Annotated in this window: 22 protein-coding genes; 15 read left to right on the forward strand and 7 right to left on the reverse strand. The window is 71.8% G+C overall.

The features are described 5' to 3' along the window. Nucleotides 1–144: 144 nt before the first annotated feature. Together AC069R_RS27480 and AC069R_RS27485 are read right to left on the reverse strand one after the other, a co-directional pair. Complete coding sequence (locus tag AC069R_RS27480; protein ID WP_478769481.1) at nucleotides 145–1,908, reverse strand: ABC transporter substrate-binding protein; 1,764 nt, start codon at nucleotides 1,906–1,908, stop codon at nucleotides 145–147. Between the two features lie 80 nt (nucleotides 1,909–1,988). Then, nucleotides 1,989–3,017, reverse strand: a complete 1,029-nt coding sequence (locus AC069R_RS27485; protein ID WP_478769482.1) for an ABC transporter permease — start codon at nucleotides 3,015–3,017, stop codon at nucleotides 1,989–1,991. 474 nt (nucleotides 3,018–3,491) lie between these two features. On the opposite strand from AC069R_RS27485, the gene AC069R_RS27490 reads away from it, so the two are divergent. Genes AC069R_RS27490 through AC069R_RS27510 form a run of 5 tightly spaced genes read left to right on the forward strand, consistent with a single transcriptional unit; the run spans nucleotide 3,492 to nucleotide 9,049 of the window. After that, on the forward strand, nucleotides 3,492–5,111 hold the full coding sequence (locus AC069R_RS27490; protein ID WP_478769483.1) for a peptide ABC transporter substrate-binding protein: 1,620 nt from the start codon (nucleotides 3,492–3,494) through the stop codon (nucleotides 5,109–5,111). Between the two features lie 5 nt (nucleotides 5,112–5,116). After that, the gene (locus AC069R_RS27495) at nucleotides 5,117–6,040 is read left to right on the forward strand and encodes an ABC transporter permease (RefSeq protein WP_478769484.1); all 924 of its coding nucleotides are present in this window, start codon (nucleotides 5,117–5,119) and stop codon (nucleotides 6,038–6,040) included. After that, nucleotides 6,033–7,013 (forward strand): ABC transporter permease, encoded by a 981-nt coding sequence (locus AC069R_RS27500; protein ID WP_478769485.1) that lies wholly within the window; start codon nucleotides 6,033–6,035, stop codon nucleotides 7,011–7,013. The genes AC069R_RS27495 and AC069R_RS27500 overlap by 8 nt, the downstream gene beginning before the upstream one ends. A 7-nt stretch (nucleotides 7,014–7,020) precedes the next feature. Next, the gene (locus AC069R_RS27505; protein WP_478769486.1) at nucleotides 7,021–8,004 is read left to right on the forward strand and encodes an ABC transporter ATP-binding protein; all 984 of its coding nucleotides are present in this window, start codon (nucleotides 7,021–7,023) and stop codon (nucleotides 8,002–8,004) included. Continuing rightward, on the forward strand, nucleotides 7,988–9,049 hold the full coding sequence (locus tag AC069R_RS27510; RefSeq protein WP_478769487.1) for an ABC transporter ATP-binding protein: 1,062 nt from the start codon (nucleotides 7,988–7,990) through the stop codon (nucleotides 9,047–9,049). The genes AC069R_RS27505 and AC069R_RS27510 overlap by 17 nt, the downstream gene beginning before the upstream one ends. Nucleotides 9,050–9,177: 128 nt before the next feature. Here AC069R_RS27510 and AC069R_RS27515 read toward each other — a convergent pair whose 3' ends face one another. Continuing rightward, nucleotides 9,178–11,292: a S9 family peptidase gene (locus AC069R_RS27515; protein WP_478769488.1), complete on the reverse strand. Its 2,115-nt coding sequence runs from the start codon at nucleotides 11,290–11,292 to the stop codon at nucleotides 9,178–9,180. 177 nt (nucleotides 11,293–11,469) lie between these two features. Here AC069R_RS27515 and AC069R_RS27520 point away from each other — a divergent pair, with 177 nt between their 5' ends. The 8 genes from AC069R_RS27520 (at nucleotide 11,470) to AC069R_RS27555 (ending at nucleotide 19,045) form a co-directional block, all read left to right on the forward strand. Beyond that, nucleotides 11,470–11,664 carry a hypothetical protein gene (locus AC069R_RS27520; RefSeq protein WP_037659963.1) on the forward strand — a complete coding sequence of 65 codons (195 nt, stop codon included), beginning with the start codon at nucleotides 11,470–11,472 and terminating at the stop codon, nucleotides 11,662–11,664. Nucleotides 11,665–11,704: 40 nt separating this feature from the next. Beyond that, a complete protein-coding gene (mshB, locus tag AC069R_RS27525) occupies nucleotides 11,705–12,583 on the forward strand; it encodes an N-acetyl-1-D-myo-inositol-2-amino-2-deoxy-alpha-D-glucopyranoside deacetylase (protein ID WP_478769489.1) in 879 nt (292 codons plus the stop codon). Between the two features lie 35 nt (nucleotides 12,584–12,618). After that, nucleotides 12,619–13,011 (forward strand): DUF6113 family protein, encoded by a 393-nt coding sequence (locus AC069R_RS27530; RefSeq protein ID WP_478769531.1) that lies wholly within the window; start codon nucleotides 12,619–12,621, stop codon nucleotides 13,009–13,011. Nucleotides 13,012–13,231: 220 nt separating this feature from the next. Then, entirely contained in the window at nucleotides 13,232–15,421 is a 2,190-nt protein-coding gene (locus tag AC069R_RS27535) for a hypothetical protein (RefSeq protein ID WP_478769490.1), read from the forward strand. A gap of 147 nt (nucleotides 15,422–15,568) precedes the next feature. Further along, entirely contained in the window at nucleotides 15,569–16,501 is a 933-nt protein-coding gene (locus tag AC069R_RS27540; protein WP_478769491.1) for an ABC transporter ATP-binding protein, read from the forward strand. Continuing rightward, nucleotides 16,498–17,235, forward strand: coding sequence for an ABC transporter permease (locus tag AC069R_RS27545; protein WP_397984195.1), 738 nt, complete (start codon nucleotides 16,498–16,500; stop codon nucleotides 17,233–17,235). Before AC069R_RS27540 ends, AC069R_RS27545 begins: the two co-directional genes overlap by 4 nt. Nucleotides 17,236–17,240: 5 nt before the next feature. After that, entirely contained in the window at nucleotides 17,241–18,434 is a 1,194-nt protein-coding gene (locus AC069R_RS27550) for a sensor histidine kinase (RefSeq protein ID WP_478769532.1), read from the forward strand. Further along, complete coding sequence (locus AC069R_RS27555) at nucleotides 18,431–19,045, forward strand: response regulator (RefSeq protein ID WP_478769492.1); 615 nt, start codon at nucleotides 18,431–18,433, stop codon at nucleotides 19,043–19,045. The genes AC069R_RS27550 and AC069R_RS27555 overlap by 4 nt, the downstream gene beginning before the upstream one ends. Nucleotides 19,046–19,064: 19 nt before the next feature. Here AC069R_RS27555 and AC069R_RS27560 read toward each other — a convergent pair whose 3' ends face one another. After that, a complete protein-coding gene (locus AC069R_RS27560; RefSeq protein ID WP_478769493.1) occupies nucleotides 19,065–19,931 on the reverse strand; it encodes a transglutaminase family protein in 867 nt (288 codons plus the stop codon). A gap of 28 nt (nucleotides 19,932–19,959) precedes the next feature. Continuing rightward, on the reverse strand, nucleotides 19,960–21,051 hold the full coding sequence (locus AC069R_RS27565) for a GNAT family N-acetyltransferase (protein ID WP_478769494.1): 1,092 nt from the start codon (nucleotides 21,049–21,051) through the stop codon (nucleotides 19,960–19,962). 140 nt (nucleotides 21,052–21,191) lie between these two features. On the opposite strand from AC069R_RS27565, the gene fdxA reads away from it, so the two are divergent. Continuing rightward, nucleotides 21,192–21,512, forward strand: coding sequence for a ferredoxin (gene fdxA, locus AC069R_RS27570; protein WP_018561461.1), 321 nt, complete (start codon nucleotides 21,192–21,194; stop codon nucleotides 21,510–21,512). 121 nt (nucleotides 21,513–21,633) lie between these two features. Beyond that, entirely contained in the window at nucleotides 21,634–22,728 is a 1,095-nt protein-coding gene (locus AC069R_RS27575) for a bifunctional succinyldiaminopimelate transaminase/glutamate-prephenate aminotransferase (protein WP_478769495.1), read from the forward strand. A gap of 171 nt (nucleotides 22,729–22,899) precedes the next feature. On the opposite strand, the gene AC069R_RS27580 is transcribed toward AC069R_RS27575, so the two are convergent. Both AC069R_RS27580 and AC069R_RS27585 read right to left on the reverse strand, forming a co-directional pair. After that, a complete protein-coding gene (locus AC069R_RS27580) occupies nucleotides 22,900–23,313 on the reverse strand; it encodes an ATP-binding protein (protein ID WP_478769496.1) in 414 nt (137 codons plus the stop codon). Nucleotides 23,314–23,603: 290 nt separating this feature from the next. After that, on the reverse strand, nucleotides 23,604–24,596 hold the full coding sequence (locus AC069R_RS27585; RefSeq protein WP_478769497.1) for a VldE C-terminal domain-containing protein: 993 nt from the start codon (nucleotides 24,594–24,596) through the stop codon (nucleotides 23,604–23,606). Nucleotides 24,597–24,668 lie beyond the last annotated feature (72 nt).

Below are 24,668 nucleotides of genomic sequence, written 5' to 3' on the forward strand. Positions count from 1 at the left end.
GGGGGGGGGGGGGGGGGCTGGGGAAGGAAGTTGGGGGGGGGCGGGGGGGCCGACACACCGTCGTCGGGGGAAGGGGCGGGGGGGCGCGAGGGGAGAGCGGGGGGGGGGCGCCCCCCCCCCCCCCCCCCACCTCTCAGGGATGGATCAGGACTTGACGTACAGCTGGTAGAGCATGCAGCCGTCGAAGTTCGGGTCCATCCGCACGTTGCCGAGCTTGGAGCCGTGGATGTACAGGCGCTTCATGTAGACGTCCGGGATGAAGGTGGCCAGCTCGGTCACCTGCTTGTCCAGGGCGGCCCACATCGCGTTGGCCTTGCTCTGGTCGACCTCCGCCGTGGCGGCCTTGATGGCCGCGTCGACGTCCGCGTTCTTCAGGTGGCAGTAGTTGGTGCCCTCGTCGCGGACCTGGTCGCTCTCGAACAGCGGCTGGAAGACCGAGTAACCGGTCGGCCAGTCGGCGCTCCAGCCGCCCCAGAAGATGTCGAAGCCGCTGTCGAGCTTGCCGGTCTGGTCGTACCAGGTGGTCGAGTCGATGGCCTTGGTGACGACCTTGAAGCCGGCCGCGGTCAGCGCGTTGCTGACGATGACCTTGATCTTGGCGTTGGTCGGGTCGTCCTGGTAGGCGTAGACGACCTTGGTGCCGAGCTTGCCGGCCTTCTTCAGGATCTCCTTGGCGGCCTTCGGGTCGCCCGCCGGGTTCTTCAGCTTGCCCCAGACGTCCTGCGACTTGTAGCCGGCGACGAGCGGGCTCATGATGCCGGTCGCGTAGTCACCGCGGTGCTCGCCGCCCTGGAGCAGGCGGATGCCGGCGGTCGGCCAGGCGCGGATGATGGCCTCGCGGACCTTGATGTCCGGCTGGGTCGTCTGGTTGATCCAGTAGACGCTGGTGCCGCTGCTCAGACCCTCGAAGAGGCGGTCCTTGGCCTTCTCGGTGGCCTGCTGGACCCGCTCCTGCGGGACGGTGCGCCAGGAGACCGCGTACTGGTCGTTGCCGTTGTCGGCGATGATGCGGTCGGTGGCGGTGTCCGCCTGGATGCCGAAGGAGAAGTCGAACTCGTCCGGGTAGGCGTGGCGGATCGGGTCCGTGTTCGGGTCCCAGTGCTCGTTGCGCACCAGCACCATGGACTTGTCGGTGACGTGCGACTTGATCCGGTAAGGACCGTTGGAGAACGGCTTCTTGTCGTAGTTCTGCTTGGTGTCGTGCTTGGCCGGGGTCGGCGCGTACGACTGCATCGCGAGAACGTAGTTGAAGTCCGGGCGCGCTTCCGCGAGGTGGAAGGTGATGGACTTGCCGTTGGTCTCGATCGACTTCAGGTGCTTGCCACCGTAGGGACCGGGGTAGGTCTTGCGGTAGTTGTCGGTGCCCGACAGCCACGTCGGGATGTAGGTGGCGCCCTCGGTGATGAAGCTGGCGTAGGCACGCTCGATGCCGTGGCGGACGTCGTCGACGGTGACGGGCGAGCCGTCCTCCCACTTGATCCCGTCCTTCAGCGTGAAGGTCCAGGTCTTGCCGCCGTCCTTCATGGTGCCCGTGTCGGTGGCGAGGTCGCCGACCAGGGTCATGTTGTCGCCCTCGCCGACCTTGTAACCGGTCAGGGTGCGGGAGAGGACGATCGCGGCCAGCGAGTTCCAGGCGTAGTAGACGCGCTGCGGGTCGAGGTGCGAGAAGTCGTCGTCGTTCAGCAGGTAGACCTTGCCGCCCTTCTTGGCGCCGGAGACCTCCGGAGCCGGGCCCTTCGAGTCCTCCGCCGTGCCGATCTTGACCGTGCTCTCGTGGGCCCCGGCCGCCTTCTGCTGGCCCGTGCCGCTGCCGCTGCTCGAATTGCCGCTGCTGCACGCGGACAGCAGGGTGCTGGAGGCGGCGGCAACGCCAGTGGCTATCAGGAAGTTTCTGCGGGAGAAGGACATCGCATCCTGCCTTGAATGTGGGTTGATGAGAGAAGTCCGGCACGCCGGCGTCGTCGCCGAGGTCCTGAAGAGGGCCGGAATCAGCGCTTGGTCTTCGGGTCGAGTGCGTCGCGCACCGAGTCGCCGAGGAGGTTGAACGCCAGCACGAAGATCACCATGGTGACGCCGGGGAAGCACAGGAAGGTGATGTCGTCCTGGAAGAACTGGGCCGCGTACCCGATCATGACGCCCCAGTCGGGGGTCGGGTCCTGCACGCCGACGCCGAGGAAGGCCAGGCCCGCTTCCGTGGTGACCATCGTGGGCAGCAGCAGCGTCCCCTGGATGAGGATCGGCGTCCAGAGGTTCGGCAGCAGCTCCTTGAAGATGATGCGAGCCGGAGACGCGCCCGTGACCTTGGCAGCCTCGACGAACTCCCGCTCGCGCAGGGCCAGTACCTGGCCGCGCAGCAGTCGGGCGATGGAGGCCCAGCCGAAGAGGGTGAGCAGGAGGATCAGGCTGCCGACGGTGAGCCAGGTCGGCGTGTTGTCGGTGGGCTTCACGAACAGCGCGACGACCACCGGCGTGAAGGCCACGAAGAACAGCTGCTGCGGGAAGGCGAGCAGCAGGTCGATGACCCGGCCGAGGAACCAGTCCGTCTTGCCGCCGAGGTAGCCGGCCGTCACGCCGATCACGACACCGACGATCATGACGAGAAGCGTGATCGCGGTGGAGATCAGCAGCGAGTTGCGGATGCCGTACAGCAGGAACGTGAAGACGTCACGGCCGAGCTGCGGGTCGATGCCGAACCAGAAGTTGCCGTCGATGCCGCCGTTGGGCTTCGCCGGCAGGCCGTTGTCCCCCAGCAGGCCGGGGGTGTTCATGCCGTACGTCGTGTACGGGTCCTTGCCGTACAGCTTCGCTATGAGCGGCGCGGCGAGGCCGATCACGAAGAAGGCGATCACGATGATCGCCGAGATCACACCGGTGCGGTCGCGCTTGAAGCGACGCCACGCCAGCTGTCCCGGCGTCCTGCTTTCGGAGCCCTTCGAACCGGAAGAGTCGGACGACTTCGCCGCAGTCTCGTCGGTCACCTCAAGTGGGGCGGCCGCGGATGGAGTAGGGGGGGTCATGGTGCTCCTGGCCCAAGGGAGGGTCTGATGACTCCGCAGGGCGCTCCCCTACGGGCTACGCCGGACTTTTTCAACGCAATTCATTCAAGGTCAATAAATTCTCGACCGACTTGGGCTTGTCTTTACCTTCTTTACTTCTGCTTGGTCGAACTGTAGCTACGCGGGTAGCGCGCTGTAATCAATCCGTGCTTCACATCGGACCAACTGGACTAATCGGGCAAGAAGTTCGTTATGCGGACGGTCGAGTGTCGAAATACGTACATCGGCCGGTTCGAATCCAACGTTTCGGCAACGTTACGCGGAGATCCGTTGCGTGCGCCGCACAAGATCAACAGGTGTCCGGGCCGGGGTGCCTGCATTCGGCTGACGTGTCCCTCTAAAGGTCCCTCAATCCGGTAATGCGTATGCGGTATGTGTCGTATGAGCCGATATTGACCGGGTAGTGAATTCGATGATCGCCACGAGGAGGCGCCCATGCGGGGACCGATGCGTGTCGGACGGGCCGCCTGTGCTATTGCCGCCGTGCTGACGATGGCCGGATGCGGTGGTGGCGGCGGCTTCGGCGGGGCCGGGGTGCTCACCTCCTCCTGGGGCGACCCGCAGAACCCGCTGGAGCCGGCCAACACCAACGAGGTCCAGGGCGGCAAGGTGCTGGACATGGTCTTCCGGGGCCTGAAGAAGTACGACCCCCGCACCGGCCGGGCCGTGAACATGCTCGCCGAACGCATCAGCACCCCGGACTCGCGCACCTTCACCATCACCGTCAAGGACGGCTGGCGCTTCAGCAACGGGGAGCCGGTCACCGCCCGGTCCTTCGTGGACGCCTGGAACTACGGCGCGAGCCTGCGGAACAACCAGAAGAACGCCTACTTCTTCGGCTACATCGACGGCTACGACAAGGTCCACCCCGACAGCGGCCGGCAGCGCGCCAGCGCCCTGTCCGGGCTCCGGGTCACCGGACCGCGGACCTTCACCGTCCGCCTGAACCAGAAGTTCGCCGGCTTCCCCGACACCCTCGGGTACGCCGCCTACGCGCCCCTGCCGCGCGCCTTCTTCACCGACCACGCCGGCTGGCTGCGCAAGCCGATCGGCAACGGGCCGTACCAGATCGCCTCGTACACCAAGGGCTCCGCGATGACCCTGAAGAAGTGGAACGGCTATCCGGGCCCCGACCCGGCGCGCAACGAGGGCGTGACGCTGCTCGTCTACACCGACAGCAACACCGCGTACACCGATGTGCTGGCCGGGAACCTCGACCTCGTCGACGACGTGCCCGCCACCCAGCTCAAGAACGTCCGCACCGACCTGGCCGGCCGCTACATCAACACGCCGGCCGGCATCCTCCAGACCCTGGCCTTCCCCTATTACGACCCGAAGTGGAACACCGAGGGGGCGCGCAAGGTCCGCACCGGGCTGTCCATGGCGATCAACCGCGAGCAGATCACCGAGACCATCTTCCGCCGCACCCGCACCCCGGCCACCGACTGGACCTCCCCGGTGCTCGGCACGGCGGGCGGCTTCCAGGCCGGGCTGTGCGGACACGCCTGCGACTACGACCCGGCGGGCGCCCGCAGGCTGGTCCGGGAGGGCGGCGGCATCCCCGGCGGCCGGCTGAAGATCACCTACAACGCGGACACCGGCTCGCACAAGCAGTGGGTGGACGCCGTGTGCAACTCCATCAACAACGCCCTCGGCGACGACAAGGCCTGCGTCGGCAACCCGGTCGGCACCTTCGCCGACTTCCGCAACCAGATCGCGCAGCACCGGATGAGCGGCCCCTTCCGGGCCGGCTGGCAGATGGACTACCCCTTGATCCAGAACTTCCTCCAGCCGCTGTACTACACGGACGCCTCCTCCAACGACGGCAAGTGGTCGAACAAGCAGTTCGACCGGCTCGTGGACCGGGCCAACGCGGAGACCGACCGGGCGGCCTCCGTGCGGCTGTTCCAGCAGGCCGAGAAGGTCGTCCGCGACAACATGGCGGCCATCCCGCTCTGGTACCAGAACGGCAGCGCCGGCTACACCGCCCGGCTCTCCCATGTGGCGCTCAATCCGTTCAGCGTCCCGGTCTACAACGAGATCAAGGTCGGCTGAGCCGCATGGGCCGCTACGTCGCGAGGCGACTGCTCCAGATGATCCCCGTCTTCATCGGGGCCACCCTGCTGATCTTCCTCATGGTGAACGTGATGGGCGATCCGATCGCCGGCCTGTGCGGCGAGCGCGCCTGCGACCCGGCGACCGCCGCCCAGCTGAAACGGGAGTTCGGCCTCGACCAGCCGCTGTGGCGCCAGTACGCCACCTATATGGGGAACGTCTTCACCGGAAACTTCGGTACGGCGTTCAACGGGCAGCCCGTCACCGAGCTGATGGCGGCGGCGTTCCCGGTCACCATCCGGCTCACGATCGTGGCCATCGCCTTCGAGATCGTCATCGGCATCGCGCTCGGCGTCGTCACCGGACTGCGGCGCGGCCGCCCCGTCGACACCGGCGTACTGCTGGCCACCCTGGTCGTCATCTCCGTCCCCACCTTCGTCACCGGCCTGCTGCTGCAACTGCTGCTCGGCGTCGCCTGGGGCTGGATCAAACCGTCCGTCTCGCCGGCCGCCGCGTTCGGCGAGCTGATCGTGCCGGGACTGGTCCTCGCCTCCGTCTCCCTCGCCTACGTCACCCGGCTCACCCGCACCACCATCGCCGAGAACAAGCGCGCCGACTACGTGCGCACCGCGACCGCCAAGGGCCTGCCCCGGCGCCGCGTCGTCACCCGGCACCTGCTGCGCAACTCGCTGATCCCCGTCGTCACCTTCATCGGCACCGACATCGGGGCGCTGATGGGCGGCGCGATCGTCACCGAGCGGATCTTCAACATCCACGGCGTCGGCTACCAGCTCTACCAGGGCATCCTGCGCCAGAACACCCAGACGGTCGTCGGCTTCGTGACCGTCCTCGTGCTGGTCTTCCTGCTCGCCAACCTCCTCGTCGACCTCCTGTACGCCGTACTCGACCCGAGGATCCGCTATGCCTGAACAGCCGTACGAGCCCGAGGGGGCCATCGCCGGGACCGGTATGGGCGGCGCCATGGACCTCGGCGCGAGCGAGGCCGCCACCCTGGAGCCGGGCCCCGGCGCGCCGGGCGGCGGCGGACCCGCGGGCCGGCCGCGCTCGCTGTGGTCGGACGCCTGGCGGGACCTGCGCCGCAACCCCGTCTTCCTGCTCTCCGCCCTGGTCATCCTCTTCCTGGTGTTCGTCTCCCTGTGGCCCTCGGCGATCGCCTCCGGCAGCCCGCTCAGCTGCGACCTGGCCAAGTCCCAGGACGGTCCGGGGCCCGGCGCGCCCTTCGGGTACGACGGGCAGGGCTGCAACGTCTACACCCGCACCGTCTACGGGGCCCGTACGTCCGTCACGGTCGGCGTCCTGGCCACCCTGGGAGTCGCGGTCCTCGGGTCCGTCCTGGGCGGTCTGGCGGGCTATTTCGGCGGATGGTGGGACGCGCTGCTGTCCCGCACCACCGACATCTTCTTCGCCATCCCCGTCGTCCTCGGCGGCCTGGTGCTGCTGTCCGTGGTCACCAGCAACACCCTCTGGCCGGTGATCGGCTTCATGGTGCTGCTCGGCTGGCCGCAGATCTCCCGCATCGCGCGCGGCTCGGTCATCACCGCCCGCCAGCACGACTACGTGCAGGCGGCCCGCGCCCTCGGCGCCTCCGACTCGCGCATCCTGCTGCGGCACATCGCGCCGAACGCCGTCGCCCCGGTGATCGTGGTGGCGACCATCGCGCTCGGCACCTACATCTCCCTGGAGGCGACCCTGTCCTATCTGGGGGTGGGCCTCAAGCCGCCCAGCGTCTCCTGGGGCATCGACATCTCCGCCGCCTCCCCCTACATCCGCAACGCGCCGCACGCCCTGCTGTGGCCCTCCGGCGCCCTCGCGGTGACCGTCCTGGCCTTCATCATGCTCGGCGACGCGGTGCGCGACGCCCTCGACCCCAAGCTGAGGTGACGGCGCCATGCTGCTCGAAGTCCGCGATCTGCGCGTGGAGTTCAGGACACGGGACGGGATCGCCCGCGCCGTCAACGGGGTGTCGTACGCCGTGGACGAGGGCGAGACGCTGGCCGTGCTCGGCGAGTCCGGGTCGGGCAAGTCGGTGACCGCGCAGGCCGTGCTGGGCATCCTCGACACGCCGCCGGGGCGGATCACCGGCGGCGAGATCCTCTTCCGGGGCCGGGACCTGCTGCGGATGAAGGAGGAGGAACGGCGAAAGCTGCGCGGCGCCCGGCTGGCGATGATCTTCCAGGACGCGCTGTCGGCCCTCAACCCGGTGCTCTCCGTGGGCGATCAGCTCGCCGAGCTGTTCACGGTGCACCGGGGGATGTCGCGGAAGGCCGCGCGGGCGAAGGCCGTCGAGCTGATGGACCGGGTGCGCATCCCGGCCGCCGCCCAGCGGGTGCGGGACTATCCGCACCAGTTCTCCGGCGGGATGCGCCAGCGGATCATGATCGCCATGGCGCTGGCCCTGGAACCGGCCCTGGTCATCGCCGACGAGCCGACCACCGCCCTGGACGTCACCGTGCAGGCCCAGGTCATGGACCTGCTCGCCGAGTTGCAGCGCGAGTACCGCATGGGGCTCGTCCTCATCACCCACGACCTCGGGGTGGTGGCGGACGTGGCCGACCGGATCGCCGTGATGTACGCCGGGCGGATCGTGGAGTCGGCGCCGGTGCACGACATCTACCAGGCGCCCGCCCACCCCTACACCCGCGGCCTGCTCGACTCCATCCCGCGCCTGGACCTCAAGGGGCGGGAACTGTACGCCATCAAGGGCCTGCCGCCGAACCTGGCGCACGTGCCGCCGGGCTGCTCCTTCCACCCGCGCTGCCCGATGGCACGGGAGGTCTGCCGCACCGAGGTGCCCCCGCTGTACGAGGTGTCCGAAGCCCGCGGCAGCGCCTGCCACTTCTGGAGGGAGTGCCTGGATGGCGACGAGCGGTGAACCGGTCCTGGAGGTCAGCGGGCTCGTCAAGCACTACCCGCTGACCCGCGGCGTCCTGTTCAAGAAGCGGATCGGCGCGGTCCGGGCGGTCGACGGCGTCGACTTCACCCTCGGCCGGGGCGAGACCCTGGGCATCGTCGGCGAGTCGGGCTGCGGCAAGTCGACGGTCGCCAAGCTGCTGTGCAACCTGGAGCGGCCCACCGCCGGGACCATCCGGTTCAAGGGCGAGGACATCACCCGGCTGTCCGGACGCGCCCTGAAGGCGGTGCGCCGCAACATCCAGATGGTCTTCCAGGACCCCTACACCTCCCTCAACCCCCGGATGACCGTGGGGGACATCGTGGGGGAGCCGTACGAGATCCACCCCGAGGCGGCCCCCAAGGGCGACCGGCGCCGCCGGGTCCGGGAACTGCTGGACGTGGTGGGGCTCGACCCGGACTTCGTCAACCGCTACCCGCACCAGTTCTCCGGCGGCCAGCGCCAGCGCATCGGGATCGCGCGGGGGCTCGCGCTGCGCCCGGAGGTCATCGTGGCCGACGAGCCGGTGTCCGCGCTCGACGTGTCGGTGCAGGCGCAGGTGATCAACCTGCTGGACCGGCTCCAGGCGGAGTTCGAGCTGTCGTACGTGTTCATCGCGCACGACCTGTCGATCGTGCGGCACATCGCGGACCGGGTCGGGGTCATGTACCTCGGCCGGATCGTGGAGACGGGGCGGGACGCGGAGATCTACGAGCATCCGACGCACCCCTACACCCAGGCGCTGCTGTCCGCGGTGCCGGTCCCGGACCCCGAGGCGCGGGAGCGCCGCGAGCGGATCATCCTCGGCGGGGACGTGCCCTCGCCCGCGGACATCCCCTCCGGGTGCCGCTTCCGCACCCGGTGCTGGAAGGCGCGGGAGCGGTGCGCCCTGGAGGTGCCGGCGCTCGCGGTGCCGGCCGTCTTCCGGGAGGGCCCGGCCGCCCACGACTCGGCGTGTCACTTCGCCGAGGAGAAGCGGGTGGTGCCGCCGGAGGCCATGGAGGCGAACGGCGACGGGCCGGGGTGACATGGCGCACCCCGGCCCGCTCACGGCACCCGCACGGCCGTACGCCGTACAGCCTGGCGTGTCCGTATATCGGAACCGCTTCCGTGAAGTTGCCCGGATGTTAACGCCGTTGACGGCCGCGGTCCGCCTCAGCCCAGGGACCGCCGCAGGAAGTCGAGCTGGAGGTTGAGCAGGTTCTCCGCGACCGTCTCCTGCGGGGTCATGTGGGTCACCCCGGACAGCGGCAGCACCTCGTGCGGGCGGCCCGCGGCCAGCAGCGCGGAGGACAGCCGCAGCGAGTGCGCGACCACCACGTTGTCGTCCGCCAGGCCGTGGATCACCATCATCGGGCGGTGCTGCCCTGCCGCGTCCACCAGACCGGCGTCGTCGATCAGCGAGTTGCGGCGGTAGACCTCCGGCTGCTCGGCCGGGTCGCCCAGGTAGCGCTCCTGGTAGTGGGTGTCGTAGAGCCGCAGATCGGTCACGGGCGCGCCGACCACCGCCGCGTGGAAGACGTCCGGGCGGCGCAGTACCGCGAGCGCGGACAGGTAACCGCCGAAGGACCAGCCCCTGATGGCCACCCGGCCCAGGTCCAGCGGGAACCGCTCGGCGAGCGACCGCAGCGCGTCCACCTGGTCCTGGAGCACGACCCCGGCGATGTCGTCCTTGATCTCCTTCTCCCAGGCGGGCGAGCGCCCCGGAGTGCCCCGGCCGTCGGCGACCACCACGGCGAAGCCCTGGTCGGCGAACCACTGGGAGGTGAGGTGGGCGTTGTGCGCGGCGACCACCCGCTGACCGTGCGGGCCACCGTAGGGGTCGAGCAGCACCGGCAGGGGAGTGTCACCGTGGTAGTCCCGTGGCATAAGCACGGCGCACGGAATTCGGCGTGCGCCCCCCTCGGTGAGGGTCACCCTGGGGGACAAACCGGGGTCTTCGGCGTACGAGCGGACAGTCGCCGTCGGCTTTCCGTCAGCCAGCACCTGGACACGCGTGCCCGGCCTGTCAAGCGTCGCGGACACCAGCACGGTCACGCCCCCGGCGCGCACGGCCGAGTGCACGCCGGGTTCCTGCGACACGCGCTCCACGCCCAGTTCGTTCACCCGGTACACATGGATCTCGCCGATCTCGGGATCCTCCGCGTCGGCTCCGGCGGAGGCGGTGACGAGCGTGTCGTCCGCACCCACGTCCAGAACCGCACGGATGTGCAACAGGCCGCTGGTCAGCGGACGTTCGCCCACGGCGAGCACTCGGGCGCCGCCCTCGTCGGCGATCCGGACCAGCTGTCCTGAGGGGCTCCAGCACGGCACCCCGGCGAAAAGTTCCAGCCAAATTGGGTCCTCGTCGGCATGCACCATCCGGGTCGTCCCGGTGTCCGGGTCCACCGCCAGGTACAGCAGGCTCCGCTGGTCCCGCGACTGCACGAGGACCAGCGGCGCACCCGCCTCTGACCAGTGCACTCGGGCGAGGTAGGGGTAGCGCGCGCGGTCCCAGAGCACCTCCGTGCGCTCCCCGCCGAGGCCCAGCACGAACAGCCGTACGTCCGCGTTAGGGGTGCCCGCCGCGGGGTACGCGATGTTGTTCGGCTCACGCTCGGGGTGGGCCGGGTCGGAGATCCACCACCTGGTCACCGGCGTGTCGTCCGCGCGGGCCACCAGCAGCCGGTCGGCGCCCGGCGCCCACCAGAAGCCCCGGTTGCGGCCCATCTCCTCGGCCGCGATGAACTCCGCGAGCCCGTAGGTCACCTGCTCCGTCTCCGGCTCGGCGAGCGCGCGGTCGCCCTCGCCGTCGGCGCCCACCACGCGCAGGGCGCCCCGCGCGACGTAGGCGATGTGCCGGCCGTCGGGCGCCGGACGCGGGTCGATCACCGGTCCCGGAACGGGGAGTTCACGGCTCTCGCCGGTCGTCAGGTCGGCCGTGAAAAGCCGCCCTGACAAGGCGAAAGACGCCAGCCGCACGGCGGCGTCGGTGGCGTAGCCGACGATGCCGGCCCCGCCCTCCCTGCTGCGCTCCCGGCGGGCCCGTTCCTCGGGCGAGAGCTGCTCCAGGGCGCCGCCCAGCAGGGCGCCCGGATCGGCGGCGAGGCGCTCGGTGCCGTCCGCCAGGTCCAGCACCCAGAGGGAGTTGGCCCGGTCGGCGCCGGAGCTCGAACGCAGGAACGCGACACGCGTGCCGTCGGGCGCCACGGTGAACCCGCGCGGCGCGCCGAGGGTGAATCGCTGGGTCCTCGCGTGTCTGCGGGGGAAGGAGTCGGACTCGGTCGTCATACCCCGACCATATTGGCCATGCGCCCCCTTGTGCGGCCGTGCGCCGAGAGATGCGCGAGTACGGATAGTTATGATCACTACCGCTGTGTGGGTATGAACCTGCCGGTGTCCGCATGGACTTGCTCTACCGATCTTTCCGAACAGCCGTGTCCCTGGGATCTTTGGAGGTGAGCCGCCGTGGCACTCTCGATTTCGGCGGTGGTGCTGCTGGCGATCATCGTCTTCCTGCTGATGAAGAAGTCGGGACTGAAGGGCGGCCACGCGGTCGTCTGCATGCTGCTCGGCTTCTACCTCGCCTCCTCGACCATCGCGCCCACGATCAGCCAGCTGACCACGAACGTGGCGAGCATGATCGGCAGCATCAAGTTCTGACGGCCGGGCGGGCGGCGGCGGGCCTGCGTAGGGTGGTGGCATGACGGAACTGCCCCCCTCCGGTCCGCGCGCCGCCCGGCGGCTGCTGCTGGTGCACGCGCATCCGGACGACGAGTCGATCAACAACGGCGCCACCATGGCCCGGTACGCGGCCGAGGGCGCCCAGGTGACGCTGGTCACCTGCACCCTGGGGGAGCGCGGGGAGTGCATCCCGCCCGGACTGCGGCATCTGACCGGCGCCGCGCTCGGCGCGCACCGGCGCGGCGAGCTGGCCGCCGCCCTGCGCGAACTGGGGGTCACCGACGCCCGGCTGCTCGGCGGCGCGGGCCGCTACGGCGACTCCGGGATGATGGGCACCGCCGACAACGAGGACCCCGGCTGCTTCTGGCAGGCCGACGTGGACGAGGCCGCGGAACACCTGGTCCAGGTGATCCTGGAGGTCCGCCCCCAGGTCCTCGTCACCTACGACGACAACGGCGGGTACGGCCACCCGGACCACATCCAGGCCCACCGCGTCGCCATGCGCGCCGCCGACCTCGCCGCCGACCGCGGGCACACGATCGACAAGGTCTACTGGAACCGCACCCCGCGCTCCGTCGCCGAGGACGCCTTCGCCCGGCTCCAGGACGAACTCCCGGCCCTGCCCTTCGAGAAGATCGCGGCCCTGGAGGACGTACCCGGCGTGGTGGACGACGCGCGCGTCACCACCGCGGTGGACGGCACCGCCCACGCCGCCGCCAAGGCCGCCGCGATGCGCGCCCACGCCACCCAGATCGAGGTGGCCGGGTCCTCGTTCGCGCTCTCGAACGAACTGGCCCAGCCGCTGTTCACCACCGAATACTACGAGTTGGTGCGCGGCACCGCCGCGCCCGGCGAGAGCGACCTGTTCGCCGGGATCGCCGCCGGGGAGGCGCCGTGAGCGGCACCCAGCGGGGCACCGGCACTCCGGGCCCGATGCTCGCCCAGCCGCTGCGCCCGCCGTCGCCGGGCCGGGCCCTGGCCTGCGTCGGCCTCTTCCTGCTCGGCGCCCTCGTCGCGCTCGCCGGAACCCTGGTGCAGGCGGCCTGGTTCCCCGGCGGGCTGCTGCTCGCCCTCGCGGGCGCCGTCGGGACCTTCCTCGGCGGTGCGTACGCCACCCGGAGCCGGGGCGGCGCGATGGCCCCGGCGGCGGGCTGGATCGTCACCGTCATCCTGCTCACCTCCTCCCGTCCCGAGGGCGACTTCCTCTTCGGCGCGGGCGGCGGCTCCTATCTCTTCCTGTTCGGTGGCATGGCCCTCGCTGTGATCTGTGCCACCCTCGGCGCCACGAGGCAACCGCGCCCCGGCTCCGCCCGACTTGGGAAGTGACGTACCGCTTTCCGGTGCGGCCCGCGTGCGGCCCGCGTGCGGCCCGCGTGCGAGTCGGGTGCGGGTTTCCTCAGCGGTCAGGGGATGTACGCGAGAGGCGGCCAGTATGGTGGTGCGCGCCGCCGAGCCTCCCCCGCGCTCTCGACCCCGTTCGAGCCGGGGGGACCGCCGAAGCAGTGAGGTCAGTGTCGGGCGGCGGAGCCAACTGGGAGAACCTGCCTTGAGTCGTGAAACTGACACTCCGTCCTCCGGGCCCAACGGGCGCGGCGGAGCCGCGTACCCGTCCGGCACCCCGCCGTACGGAACCCCCATGGCTTCCGGCGACGGTGCGGACGCGGGCCGTTCGGGCGCGCAGTCCGAGGAACGCAAGACCGAGACCACGCTGACGACCCGGATCCGGATCAACATCCCCGGTTCCCGGCCCATCCCGCCGGTCGTCGTGCGCAAGCCCGTCGGCGACGGCGAGTCCGCCGACGCCGCGCGGGACGACGGGCCCGCCGCCGAGGCGAGCAGCGCCCCGGCCGCGCCGGCGCCCGCCCCCGAGGCTCCCGCCGAGCCGTCGGCCCCGGCCGAGGAGAAGACCAGCGACTGGTTCGCGCCCCGCAAGCCGGGCACCCCCGCCAAGGGCGGCGCGGGTGCCAACGGGGCCAAGAACCCCGGCGGTTCCGCCGGCGCGCCGGGTGCGCGGGGAACCGGGAGCCCGGCCGGTGGCACCGGTGCACGCCCCGGTGGTGTGGTCGGCTCCATGAGCGTGCCCGGCCGCGGCTCCGGCAAGACGAACGGCTCGGGCCTGCCCGGCGCCACCGGCGGCCCGGTGGCCCCCGGACACGGCGGCGGCACCGGCTCCTTCGACGTCACCGAGGCGCTGGCCGCGGGCCCGCTGGCCGGCGGCTCCCGCTCCCCGGAGGCGGGCGGCGGCGAACCGCGCCGCGACGATCTGCCGTACTTCTCGGAGAACGGCGGCGCGGGCGGCGGCCAGGACCCCTTCGGCAACGCCGCGGGCGCGGGCGGCGCGAACGGCATGGGCGGACAGGGGGGCCAGGGCGGCCGGGGCGGCCCGCAGGGGCCCGCCGGGCCGACCGGCGGCCCGGTCACCGGGGACAGCCCGCTGCGGCCGGCCGCCGAGGGCCCCTACGGGCAGCAGGGTGCCGGGGGCGGCGCCCGCACGGACCTCGCCGGCCTCGACGGACCGGCCGGGGTGCCGGGCGGCGGGCTCGGTCCCGGCGGCGGGCTCAGCGACGACACGGCGATCCTCACCCCGCAGAAGCCGGCCCCGGAACCTGGCACGCCCGGCTACCGGGCCCCGGACAACGTCTCCGGACACACCGTCACCAGCGGCATCCCGGTCGTTCCGGGCGGCAACGGCGCCCCGTTCGGCGCCGGTGGTCCCGGCGGCCCGGCCGCCCCGGCGGCGCCCAAGCCCGAGCCGGCCGCGCCCGCGCCGGCACCCAAGCCGAAGAAGAAGGGCCGCAGCAAACTGGTGCTGCTCGCCGCCGCCGTGGTCGTGATCGCGGGCGGGGTCTACGGCGCCGGGCTGCTGATGAACCACACCGACGTGCCCAAGGGCACCACCGTGCTCGGCGTCGACATCGGCGGCGGCACCCGCGACGACGCCGTCAAGAAGCTGGACGACGTGTTCGGCTCCCGCGTCGCCAAGCCGCTGAAGCTCTCCGTGGGCGGCCGCACGGTCATGCTCGCCCCGGCCAACGCCGGTCTCCAGTTCGACTTCCAGGCCACCGCGAGCGCGGCCGCCAAGAGCGACTACAACCCGGTGTCCGTGGTCGGCACGCTGTTCGGGCAGCAGCGCGTGGTCGAGCCGGTCATGCCGGTGGACGAGGAGAAGCTCCAGGCCGCGCTGCGGCAGACGGGCGGCGGCTCCGGCTCGGGCGCGGTGGTCGAGGGCGGCATCAAGTTCGAGGCCGGCAAGGCCGTGCCCGTCTACGGCAAGCCGGGCACCGCCATCGACGCGGCCCGCTCCACGCAGGCGATCGAACAGGCGTACCGCACCGCGGTGGAGACGGGTGAGCCCACGACGGTCACCGTGCCCACCACCAACCGGCAGCCCGCGGTCTCCAACGCCGAGGTCGACCGCGAGATGAAGGAGTTCGCGCAGCCGGCGATGTCGGCCAAGGTGACCGTGATGACGGACGCCGCGCACGCGGTCCCGATGAGCCCGCAGAACTCGCTGTGGAAGTTCCTCCGCGTCACCGCCGTCAACGGCAAACTGGTCGACAAGCCCGATCTGGCCGCCCTGAAGCAGCTGTACGGGGGCGCCTTCGACGGTGTCCTCATCACCCGCGGCAACGGCCAGAAGACGCCGGTCACACCGCAGGACGTCTACGGCGCCCTGCGCCAGGCACTGATGAGCAAGACCAACCGGGTCGCGGTGATCAGCACCAACCCCGACTAGGTGCGCGGACCCGGCTCGTGAGGGGCGCCCGGCGGCATGCCGGGCGCCCCTTGCGGGTTGTCACTCCCACCCCATGACATCTGTCACCCGGCAACCGGGACCCCCGACACTGCCGGACCCCCGCCCCGCACCGGCACCATGGACGACATGACAACGACAGCGGTACCGACCGCCTCCGCCACCGAGGTGGTCGGGTTCGACCAGGTGACCAAGACGTACGGGACGGTACGGGCCGTCGACGGGCTCACGCTGCGGCTGCACCCCGGAGAGACCGTCGCCCTGCTCGGCCCGAACGGCGCGGGCAAGTCCACCACCCTCGACCTGCTCCTCGGCCTCAAGCAGCCCGACGCCGGCACGGTGTCCCTGTTCGGCACCAGCCCCCGCGAGGCGATCGTGGCCGGGCGGGTCGGGGCCATGCTGCAGAGCGGCGGACTGATGGACGATGTCACCGTCGCCGAACTGGTCAAGCTGTCCTGCTCGCTGCACCCGCGGCCGTACAAGCCCGCCGATGTGATGGCCCGCGCCGGCATCGCGCAGATCGCCGACCGCAAGGTCAACAAGCTCTCCGGCGGCCAGGCCCAGCGGGTCCGCTTCGCGCTCGCCACCGCGGGCGACAGCGACCTGATCATCCTGGACGAGCCGACCACCGGCATGGACGTCTCCGCCCGCCACGCCTTCTGGTCCACCATGCGCGAGCAGGCCGACCAGGGCCGCACGGTCCTGTTCGCCACGCACTACCTCGAAGAGGCCGACGCCATCGCCGACCGGGTCCTGGTGCTGCACCGCGGCCGCCTGCTCGCCGACGGCACCGCCGCCGAGATCAAGGCCCGCGCGGGCGCCCGGCGGATCTCCTTCGACCTGGAGGGCGCCATCGACGAGGCCGCCCTGCGCGCCCTGCCGTTCCTGACCGCCGTCGACGTGTCCGGCCAGACCGTGCGCATCCAGTCCGCCGACGCCGACGCCACCGTGCACGCCCTGTACGGCCTCGGCGTCTACCCCCGCAACCTGGAGGTCGCCGGCCTCGGCCTGGAGCAGGCGTTCGTCGCCATCACGGAGGCCGAGGAGGCCAAGCAGTCATGAACAGTCTCATCAAGCTGGAACTGACCCGCGCCCTGCGCAACAAGAAGTTCCTGTTCTTCTCGGTGCTCTACCCGGCGGTCCTCTTCCTGATCATCGCGGGCAACGCCGACAACACCAGGATCGACGGCACCGGGCTGACCCTGGCCACGTACATGATGGTGTCCATGGCCTCCTTCGGCGCCCTGACCGCCGTGCTGATGGGCAACAGCGAGCGCATCGCCAAGGAACGCGAGAGCGGCTGGGTACGGCAGCTGCGGCTGACCCCGCTGCCCGGCCGCGGCTACGTCCTCGCCAAGACCGCCAGCGCCGCCGTGGTGAGCCTGCCGTCCATCGTGGTGGTCTTCCTGGCCGCCGCCGTGATCAAGGACGTACGGCTGGACGCCTGGCAGTGGCTCGCGCTCACCGGGGTCATCTGGGCCGGCAGCCTGGTCTTCGCCGCGCTCGGCGTGGCCCTCGGCTACCTCGCCACCGGGGACGCGGTCCGCCCCATCACGATGATCGTGTACTTCGGTCTGTCGATCCTCGGCGGCCTGTGGATGCCCTCGACCACCTTCCCGCAGTTCCTCCAGGACATCGCCAAGTGGCTGCCCACCCACGCCTACGCCGCGCTGGGCCGGGCCATCGAGCAGAGCCAGGCCCCGCACACCACGGACATCGCCGTCCTCGTCGCGTACTTCGTCCTCTTCGCGGGCGGCGCGGCCTGGCTGTACCGGAAGGACACGCTGAAGGCGTGAGCACCATGACGGAAGACCCCGAGGCGGCCGGGACACGGCCGGAGACACGGGTCCGGATCGGACAGGGCGTGCAGGGCCGGCGCGAGCTGGTGGTGAAGGCGCTGTGGATCGCCGTGTGGCTGGTCTTCCTCGGCTCCCCGATCCGGGACCTGACCGGGGGCCGGCACACCACGGCCGGCGCCGTGGCGGGAGCGGCCGGCCTCACCGTCTTCGTGGGCGTGTACCTCACCCTGGTCTTCCGGCAGCTCGGGGCGCCCTTCGCGCCCCGGACCGTGGCCCTGCTGCTCGGCACCCTCCTCGTCCTCGCGCCCGCCCTGACCTACGGCCTCGGCACCCAGTGGAGCACGCTGTTCGTCTACCTCTCGGTGGCCTGCGGGGCGACCCTGCCGCTGCGCCTGGCGAACTGGGCGATTCCGGGCTCCGCCGTGCTGATGTACCTGGTCGGGCTGCACTGGGGCGTCCACACGGTCGACGACGACATGCTGATGGTCGTGCTCATCGGGTTCGCCATGGTCGGCGTGGGCCAACTGGTCCGCACCACCATCGAGTTGCGCAAGGCGCGGGCCACCGTCGCCCAGCTCGCCGCCAATGAGGAGCGGCTGCGGCTCGCCCGCGACCTGCACGACCTGCTGGGCCACTCGCTCTCCCTGATCACGCTCAAGAGCGAGCTGGCCGGGCGGATGCTGCCCGACCACCCCGACAAGGCGGCCCAGCAGATCGGCGACATCGAACAGGTCAGCCGCCAGGCCCTGGTGGACGTCCGGGAGGCCGTCACCGGCTACCGGCGCCCCCGGCTCGCCGTCGAGCTGGCCGGCACCCAGGTGGCGCTCACGGCCGCCGGCGTCGCCGCCGAACTGCCGCCCGAGCCCGACCTCTCCGGGGTGCCCGAGGAGGCCGAGTCGGCGCTCGCCTGGGCGCTGCGCGAGGCGGTCACCAACGTGGTGCGGCACAGCGGCGCCGACCGGTGCGCCGTACGCCTCACGCACCACCAGACGCTGGCCGGGCCGATGCTCGAACTCGCCGTCGAGGACAACGGGTCGGGCGTCGGGACCGGCGGCTTCGGCAACGGCCTGACCGGGCTGACCGAACGCCTGGAGAAGGCCGGCGGGACGCTGGAGGCGGGCCGGGTCAGGCACGGGTTCCGGCTGGTCGCCCGCGTGCCCGTGGCCCCCGCGGGGGACGTAGGATCCGGGGCATGACGAGCACCATCAGGGTCCTGCTGGCCGAGGACCAGTCCATGGTCCGCGAGGCGCTGGCCGCGCTGCTCGGGCTGGAGGACGACATCGAGGTCGTCGCCCAGGTGGCGCGCGGGGACGAAGTGCTCGACGCGGTCCGGGCGCACGACGTGGACGTGGCGCTGCTGGACATCGAGATGCCGGGCTGCACCGGCATCGAGGCCGCGGCGCGGGTCCACCGGGACTTCCCGGCCGTCAAGCTGGTCGTGCTGACCACCTTCGGGCGGCCCGGCTATCTGCGCAGCGCCATGGAGGCCGGCGCCGACGCCTTCCTCGTCAAGGACGCGCCTGCGGCCCAACTCGCCGCCGCCATCCGCAAGGTGCTCGCCGGGGAGCGGGTCATCGACCCCACGCTGGCCGCCGCCGCGCTCGCCGGGGGCGCGAACCCGCTCACCGAACGCGAGCGCGAGGTGCTGCGTGCCGCGGCCGACGGCTCCACCAACGCCGAGCTGGCCAGGGCCCTGCACCTGTCCCAGGGCACGGTCCGCAACTACCTCTCCACGGCCATCCAGAAGCTCGCCGTCCGCAACCGCGCGGAGGCGGTGCGCACCGCGCGGGAGAAGGGCTGGCTGTAGAAGCCGCGGGTACGGCCGGTCAGTTGAGCTTGGCGCGGGCGGTGCGGGCCTGCCGCCGTACCCGCTCGGCGGCCGGCTCGTCGACGACCTCGATCAGCTCGGCGTACGCGTCCAGTTCGTCCGCCCCGGCCGTGAACTGCCCGCGCTGCACCAGCAGTTGCCCGCGCTCGTAGCGCAGCCGGGCCGGGTGGGCGGGGATCAGCAGCGACAGCTCCACCGCGCGCAGCGCCACGTCCGAGTGCTCGGGGCGGGCCGCGGCCCACGCGCGGATGTTGTTCAGGATGCGCTGGACGACCTCCAGCGGGGGCGCGGGCTCCATCATCGCGGGGTCCGGCGGCGCACCGGTCGCCCCGACCACGAGCAATTCGGCGTCCGGCCCGGTCAGCACCCGGCCGCCCTCGAACGGGTCGGCCAGCACCCGCTCCCCGGCCGCCCCGAACCCGACCACGAAGTGCCCCGGCAGCGCGACCCCGTACACCGGGGCCCCGGCCCGCCGGGCCACCTCCAGCCACACCACCGAGAGCAGGATCGGCAGCCCGCGCCGGCGCCGCAGCACCTCGTGCAGCAGCGAGGACTCCAGGCGCTGGTAGTCGCCGGGCGTGCCGTGGAACTCGTAGCGCCCGCCGAGCAGCCGGCGCCCCGCCTCGGCCCAGGCGCGCGGGCCGCCGGGCCGGTACGGCAGCTCGCCGGCGAGCCGGTCCAGCTCAGCCTGCGCGGTGTCGATCCCGGCCTCGTCCAGCGAGCCGTCCGTCTCCGCGGCGATCAGCAGGCACAGCGCCGCCAGGTCCGGCCGCTCGGAGCGCGCCTGCTCGGCGAAGTGCGCCCGCACCTCGGCGGACCGCTCGGGCGGCGGCGGGTACGGGGGCGGCAGATACGGGTGAGGCATGGCGGGTTCTCGCCCTTCCGAGGAGGGTCTACGACGGGCCGTGAGCGGGCTGTTCCCGCGGCTGTCGGTAGTGGTGGTAGGCGTGGTGCCGGGAGAAGCCCAGCGCGGCGTACAGGGCCTTCGCGGGCTCGTTGTCGCTCTCCACCTGGAGCCAGCCGGCCGAGGCGCCCTCGGCCAGCGCCCGGCGGGCGAGCGCGGCCATCACCCCGGTGGCCAGGCCCTGCCGCCGTCTGGCGGGGTCCACCTCGACGGCGGCGAACCCGGCCCAGCGGCCGTCCACGACACACCGCCCGATCGCCGCCGGGACCCCGCCCGGCTCGCCCGGCACGACAGGCTCGCCCGGCACGGAGGCGAACCACACCGAGGGACCCTGGGTGAGCACCCGCAGCGCCACCTCGCTCACCCCCTTGCGCCGGTACCGCGCGAGCCACGCCTCGTCCGCCTCCCGGCCGGGGACCACCTCGGCGCCCTCGGGCCGGTCCGCGAGCGGGGCCAGCGCGCCGATCCACACCTCGGCACTCACCTCCCGCTCCCAGCCGCGCCGCTCCAGCTCCGCGCAGAGCAGTTCCTGCGTGCCCTCGGCGCCCGTCGCGGTCTGCACGTAGGCCGGCAGCCCGCGCTCGCCGTACCAGCGTCGTACGGCGTCCAGGGCCGCGTCGAGCGGAAGTCCGGGATCACCCAGCGGCAGCACGCTGTTGGCGCGCCGCGTGTAGCCCTCCCGTCGCCCGACCGCCACCCCGGCCGGACGCGCTTCGCGCGGCTCCCCCTCGACCGCGGCCCGCAGCTCCCACTCGCCGAGCCGTTCGCTCTCCACCGGGCGCCAGCCGCGCGAGACGGCCCGCGCCAGCTCCGCGTAGCTTGCCGCCGGGCCCCTGCGGCGTGCCGGGGCGGCCGGGACGACCTTGCCCGCCACGAGCGAGGTTTCCGGAAACCGCACGCTTGTACCGCTCCGCTGTGTGATCATGAGCACGCCATGATCCCAGGATGTGAGAACGCCCACCGTGTCGGTGAACTTCTCCCGCGCCGCTCCGGCTTCGCTCAAGCGCCGCACGGAGACGCGTTTGCCCACGTCAGCGGGGGTGATTCGGACTTCCAGGCGCCCTTGTGCCGAGATTTCCACCGGTCAGTTCACCCCTCCTGTTCGGATCATGCTCCGGAACGGAGATACTAGGGGCGGGCATCGACGACGCCGCGCTCCCGCGCGCCAGGCGGCGGAGCCTGAGGAGGCCCGCCAGCGCCCTATCGAGGAGGAACGACAGCGTGACCTACGTCATCGCGCAGCCTTGTGTCGACGTCAAGGACAAGGCGTGCATCGAGGAGTGCCCGGTCGACTGCATCTACGAGGGCCAGCGGTCCTTGTACATCCACCCGGACGAATGCGTCGACTGTGGTGCCTGTGAGCCGGTCTGCCCGGTCGAGGCGATCTTCTACGAGGACGACACTCCCGAGGAGTGGAAGGACTACTACAAGGCGAACGTCGAGTTCTTCGACGAGCTCGGCTCGCCCGGTGGTGCCAGCAAGCTGGGGCTGATCGAGCGCGACCACCCCTTCATCGCCGCGCTGCCGCCGCAGGGCGAGTGACCGTTTAGCTCCCAAGCGGCCCGCACCGCGCCGCCTCGGTCCCGTACGGCCCCGATCGCCCAGATCACCGCCGCACGGGACCGAGGCGTTTGCCGCACCAGACGAAAGTGAGCCACTGATCGTGTCCGCAGTCTCCGACCGGCTTCCCACGTTCCCCTGGGACAAGCTGGAGCCGTACAAGAAGACGGCCGCGGCCCATCCGGACGGCATCGTCGACCTGTCCGTCGGCACCCCGGTCGACCCGGTCCCCGAGCTGGTCCAGAAGGCCCTGATCGACGCGGCCGACTCGCCGGGCTATCCGACCGTCTGGGGCACGCCCGAGCTGCGGGACGCGATCCAGGGGTGGCTGGAGCGGCGCCTGGGCGCGCGCGAGGTGACCCACCGGCACGTGCTCCCGGTCGTCGGCTCCAAGGAGCTGGTGGCCTGGCTGCCGACCCAGCTGGGCCTCGGCCCCGGCGACAAGGTGGCCTACCCGCGCCTGGCCTACCCGACGTACGAGGTCGGCGCGCGGCTCGCCCGCGCGGAGTACGAGGCGTACGACGACCCGCGCGACCTCGACCCGGCCGGCCTGAAGCTGCTCTGGCTGAACTCCCCGTCCAACCCGACGGGCAAGGTGCTGGGCAAGCGGGAGCTGACGGAGATCGTCGCCTGGGCCCGCGCCCACGGCGTCCTGGTCGTCTCCGACGAGTGCTACCTGGAGCTGGGCTGGGAGGCCGACCCGGTCTCGGTGCTGCACCCGGACGTCAACGGCGGCTCGTACGACGGCGTCGTGGCCGTCCACTCCCTCTCCAAGCGCTCCAACCTGGCCGGCTACCGCGCCGCCTTCATCGCGGGCGACCCGGCCGTCCTCGGCCCGCTCCTGGAGATCCGCAAGCACGGCGGCATGATGACCTCGGCGCCGACCCAGGCCGCGGTGGTGGCCGCGCTGGGCGACGACGCGCACGTACGGGAACAGCGCGCCCGCTACGCCGCCCGCCGCGAGGCGCTGCGCTCGGCCCTGCTGTCCCACGGCTTCCGCATCGAGCACAGCGAGGCCAGCCTCTACCTGTGGGCCACCCGCGACGAACCCTGCTGGACCACCGTCGCCCACCTCGCCGACCTGGGCATCCTGGTCGCCCCCGGCGACTTCTACGGCCCGGCGGGCGACACCTTCGTCCGCGTGGCGCTGACGGCGACGGACGAACGCGTCCAGTCGGCGGTCTCCCGCCTGCGATAGGACCCGCTACCGTCGTTTGCACTGCCGTGGGCAATCGTTCCGCAGGGCGGAACGGGTGGGCACGGCCGACGGCGCCGGGTGCCGATCCGAGACCCTGGCCCCGGCCGACGTGGAACGCCGAACGGGGTCCAGGGGATGTCCCCTGGACCCCGTTCACCGGGCGGTGCCGGCTCAGGTGAGGGGCAGGCCCTGCATCGGCAGGTTGGCGGTCGGCAGACCGCCCCGCGTGGCGCCGGCGGCCGCGTCGCCCAGGGCGTTGCCCGCGGCGCCGGCGACGCCGCCCGCGGCCTGCTGGGCCGCCGGGGCGGCCTTCTTCACAGCGCCGCCGGCCGTCTTGCCCGCGGCCGGCACGGCCGACTTCACGGCGTTGCCGCCCGCGTTGCCCGCCAGCGAGGTGACGTGCTCCGCGGCACCGTCGACGGTGTCGCCGACGTGCGCCGCGTCCAGCGCGGTCAGGCCGCTCAGGTTCGCGGCCGGCAGGTTCGTGGCCGCACCGGCGGAGCCGGCCGCACCGACCCCGGCGGCCGCTCCCGCTGCGACGAGCAGCGCGGCACGGGCGATCCGGCGGGTCAGGGGGAGGGACATGATGCTCCATTCGACGGGAGAAGAACGATCTGTGTCATCCGGACCCGGCACCGGGCTCGGACGCCATGACTACCGCTCGAAGCCCCCGAAGGTTGCGGACGCCCCAGGTAAAGAACCGATAACGCATCGCATTATCAGGTGGGGATAAAAACGGGCAAAGGGCGTCCGCGAGAACGCCCAGCAGAATCCTTTCGCCCCTTGGGCCACAAGGGATCTCGCGCGAATTCCAAAGCTCGCCCGTTTGGCCGCGTATGAAACGCCGATGCCACCCGCAGGCAGGATGATCCGTACTACTGTCCGGTCACGATCCGGACAACGCCCACGGACTTCTCCGCTCCCGCGGCCCCCTGCGAGCGCACCTGCTGCCACGCCCCGCCGTCGCTCCCGGCGGTCCACACCCGCCCCGCGTACGTCACCCGCTGGATGTGCAGCGCCGAGGAGTTGGCGACTGCCCAGTGCGCGAGCTGCCACCCCCGCTCCCGCTCGTCGCGCCCGCCCGCGTCCGTCCGCGTGCCGAGCGGCACCGGCACGGTCACCGTCCGCCCGCTCGCCGTCGCCGTCACGCTCGGCGAGGGGGACGGCGAGGGCACCGGCGCCCCGCCCACCTCCGCACCGGTCTCCTGGAGCGCGTCCCGCCCGAAGTCCCGTACCAGCGCGGCCCGTACCGCGTCCGGACCGACCGCGGTGGCCGTCGTGTCGAACCGCCCGTCACAGGTCAGCGTGGCCGCCGCCCGCCCGGTCAGCGCCGCCGACAGCAGCTCCGCGTCCGGCTCGTGCTTGGCGTACGCCTCCGGGTAGCCGCTGCGCTGCACCTTCTGCGCGGCCACGGTGAGCGGCAGCTCGGTGTAGTCGGGCACCTTGGCGAGATGGGCGTAGAAGATCCCGGCCGCGTACGTCGGGTCCATGATCTGCCGCTCGGTGCCCCAGCCCTGCGAGGGCCGCTGCTGGAACAGGCCGAGCGAATCCCGGTCGCCGTGCTCGATGTTGCGCAGCCCGGACTCCTGGAGCGCGGTGGCCAGCGCGATGGTCACGGCCCGCTCGGGCATGTTCCGGCCGGTGCCGACGGCGGCGATCGTCGCCGCGTTCGCCGCCTGCTCGGGCGTGAACTCGTACGACGCTTTGGCGCCGGTGGCCGAGACCACCTTGCAGCCGTGTGCCCCGCCGCCTCCGGTGACGTACTGCACCACGAGGTAGGCGGCGACACCGCACAGGACCAACAGGGCCGCGGCGAACCGGAGAAGACGGCCGCGGCGCTCGGGACGGGTGGGGGACGGCTGTGACACGCGTACAAGGTAGCGGAGGGATCACCACCGCTCACCAGCGGTCCGCCGGCGTGCGCGGGGCGGGGGTGGGCC

The organism is Streptomyces sp. NPDC043952 (assembly GCF_056435325.1).

Excerpts from the sequence above, each read along its gene's own strand:
- AC069R_RS27515 (WP_478769488.1), bottom strand. The coding sequence starts at position 11,292 with ATGACGACCGAGTCCGACTCCTTCCCCCGCAGACACGCGAGGACCCAG.
- AC069R_RS27495 (WP_478769484.1), top strand. The coding sequence starts at position 5,117 with ATGGGCCGCTACGTCGCGAGGCGACTGCTCCAGATGATCCCCGTCTTC.
- AC069R_RS27480 (WP_478769481.1), bottom strand. The coding sequence starts at position 1,908 with ATGTCCTTCTCCCGCAGAAACTTCCTGATAGCCACTGGCGTTGCCGCC.
- AC069R_RS27540 (WP_478769491.1), top strand. The coding sequence starts at position 15,569 with ATGACAACGACAGCGGTACCGACCGCCTCCGCCACCGAGGTGGTCGGG.
- AC069R_RS27555 (WP_478769492.1), top strand. The coding sequence starts at position 18,431 with ATGACGAGCACCATCAGGGTCCTGCTGGCCGAGGACCAGTCCATGGTC.
- AC069R_RS27530 (WP_478769531.1), top strand. The coding sequence starts at position 12,619 with ATGCTCGCCCAGCCGCTGCGCCCGCCGTCGCCGGGCCGGGCCCTGGCC.
- AC069R_RS27580 (WP_478769496.1), bottom strand. The coding sequence starts at position 23,313 with ATGTCCCTCCCCCTGACCCGCCGGATCGCCCGTGCCGCGCTGCTCGTC.
- mshB (WP_478769489.1), top strand. The coding sequence starts at position 11,705 with ATGACGGAACTGCCCCCCTCCGGTCCGCGCGCCGCCCGGCGGCTGCTG.
- AC069R_RS27545 (WP_397984195.1), top strand. The coding sequence starts at position 16,498 with ATGAACAGTCTCATCAAGCTGGAACTGACCCGCGCCCTGCGCAACAAG.
- AC069R_RS27500 (WP_478769485.1), top strand. The coding sequence starts at position 6,033 with ATGCCTGAACAGCCGTACGAGCCCGAGGGGGCCATCGCCGGGACCGGT.
- AC069R_RS27485 (WP_478769482.1), bottom strand. The coding sequence starts at position 3,017 with ATGACCCCCCCTACTCCATCCGCGGCCGCCCCACTTGAGGTGACCGAC.
- AC069R_RS27490 (WP_478769483.1), top strand. The coding sequence starts at position 3,492 with ATGCGGGGACCGATGCGTGTCGGACGGGCCGCCTGTGCTATTGCCGCC.
- AC069R_RS27510 (WP_478769487.1), top strand. The coding sequence starts at position 7,988 with ATGGCGACGAGCGGTGAACCGGTCCTGGAGGTCAGCGGGCTCGTCAAG.
- AC069R_RS27550 (WP_478769532.1), top strand. The coding sequence starts at position 17,241 with ATGACGGAAGACCCCGAGGCGGCCGGGACACGGCCGGAGACACGGGTC.
- AC069R_RS27505 (WP_478769486.1), top strand. The coding sequence starts at position 7,021 with ATGCTGCTCGAAGTCCGCGATCTGCGCGTGGAGTTCAGGACACGGGAC.
- AC069R_RS27560 (WP_478769493.1), bottom strand. The coding sequence starts at position 19,931 with ATGCCTCACCCGTATCTGCCGCCCCCGTACCCGCCGCCGCCCGAGCGG.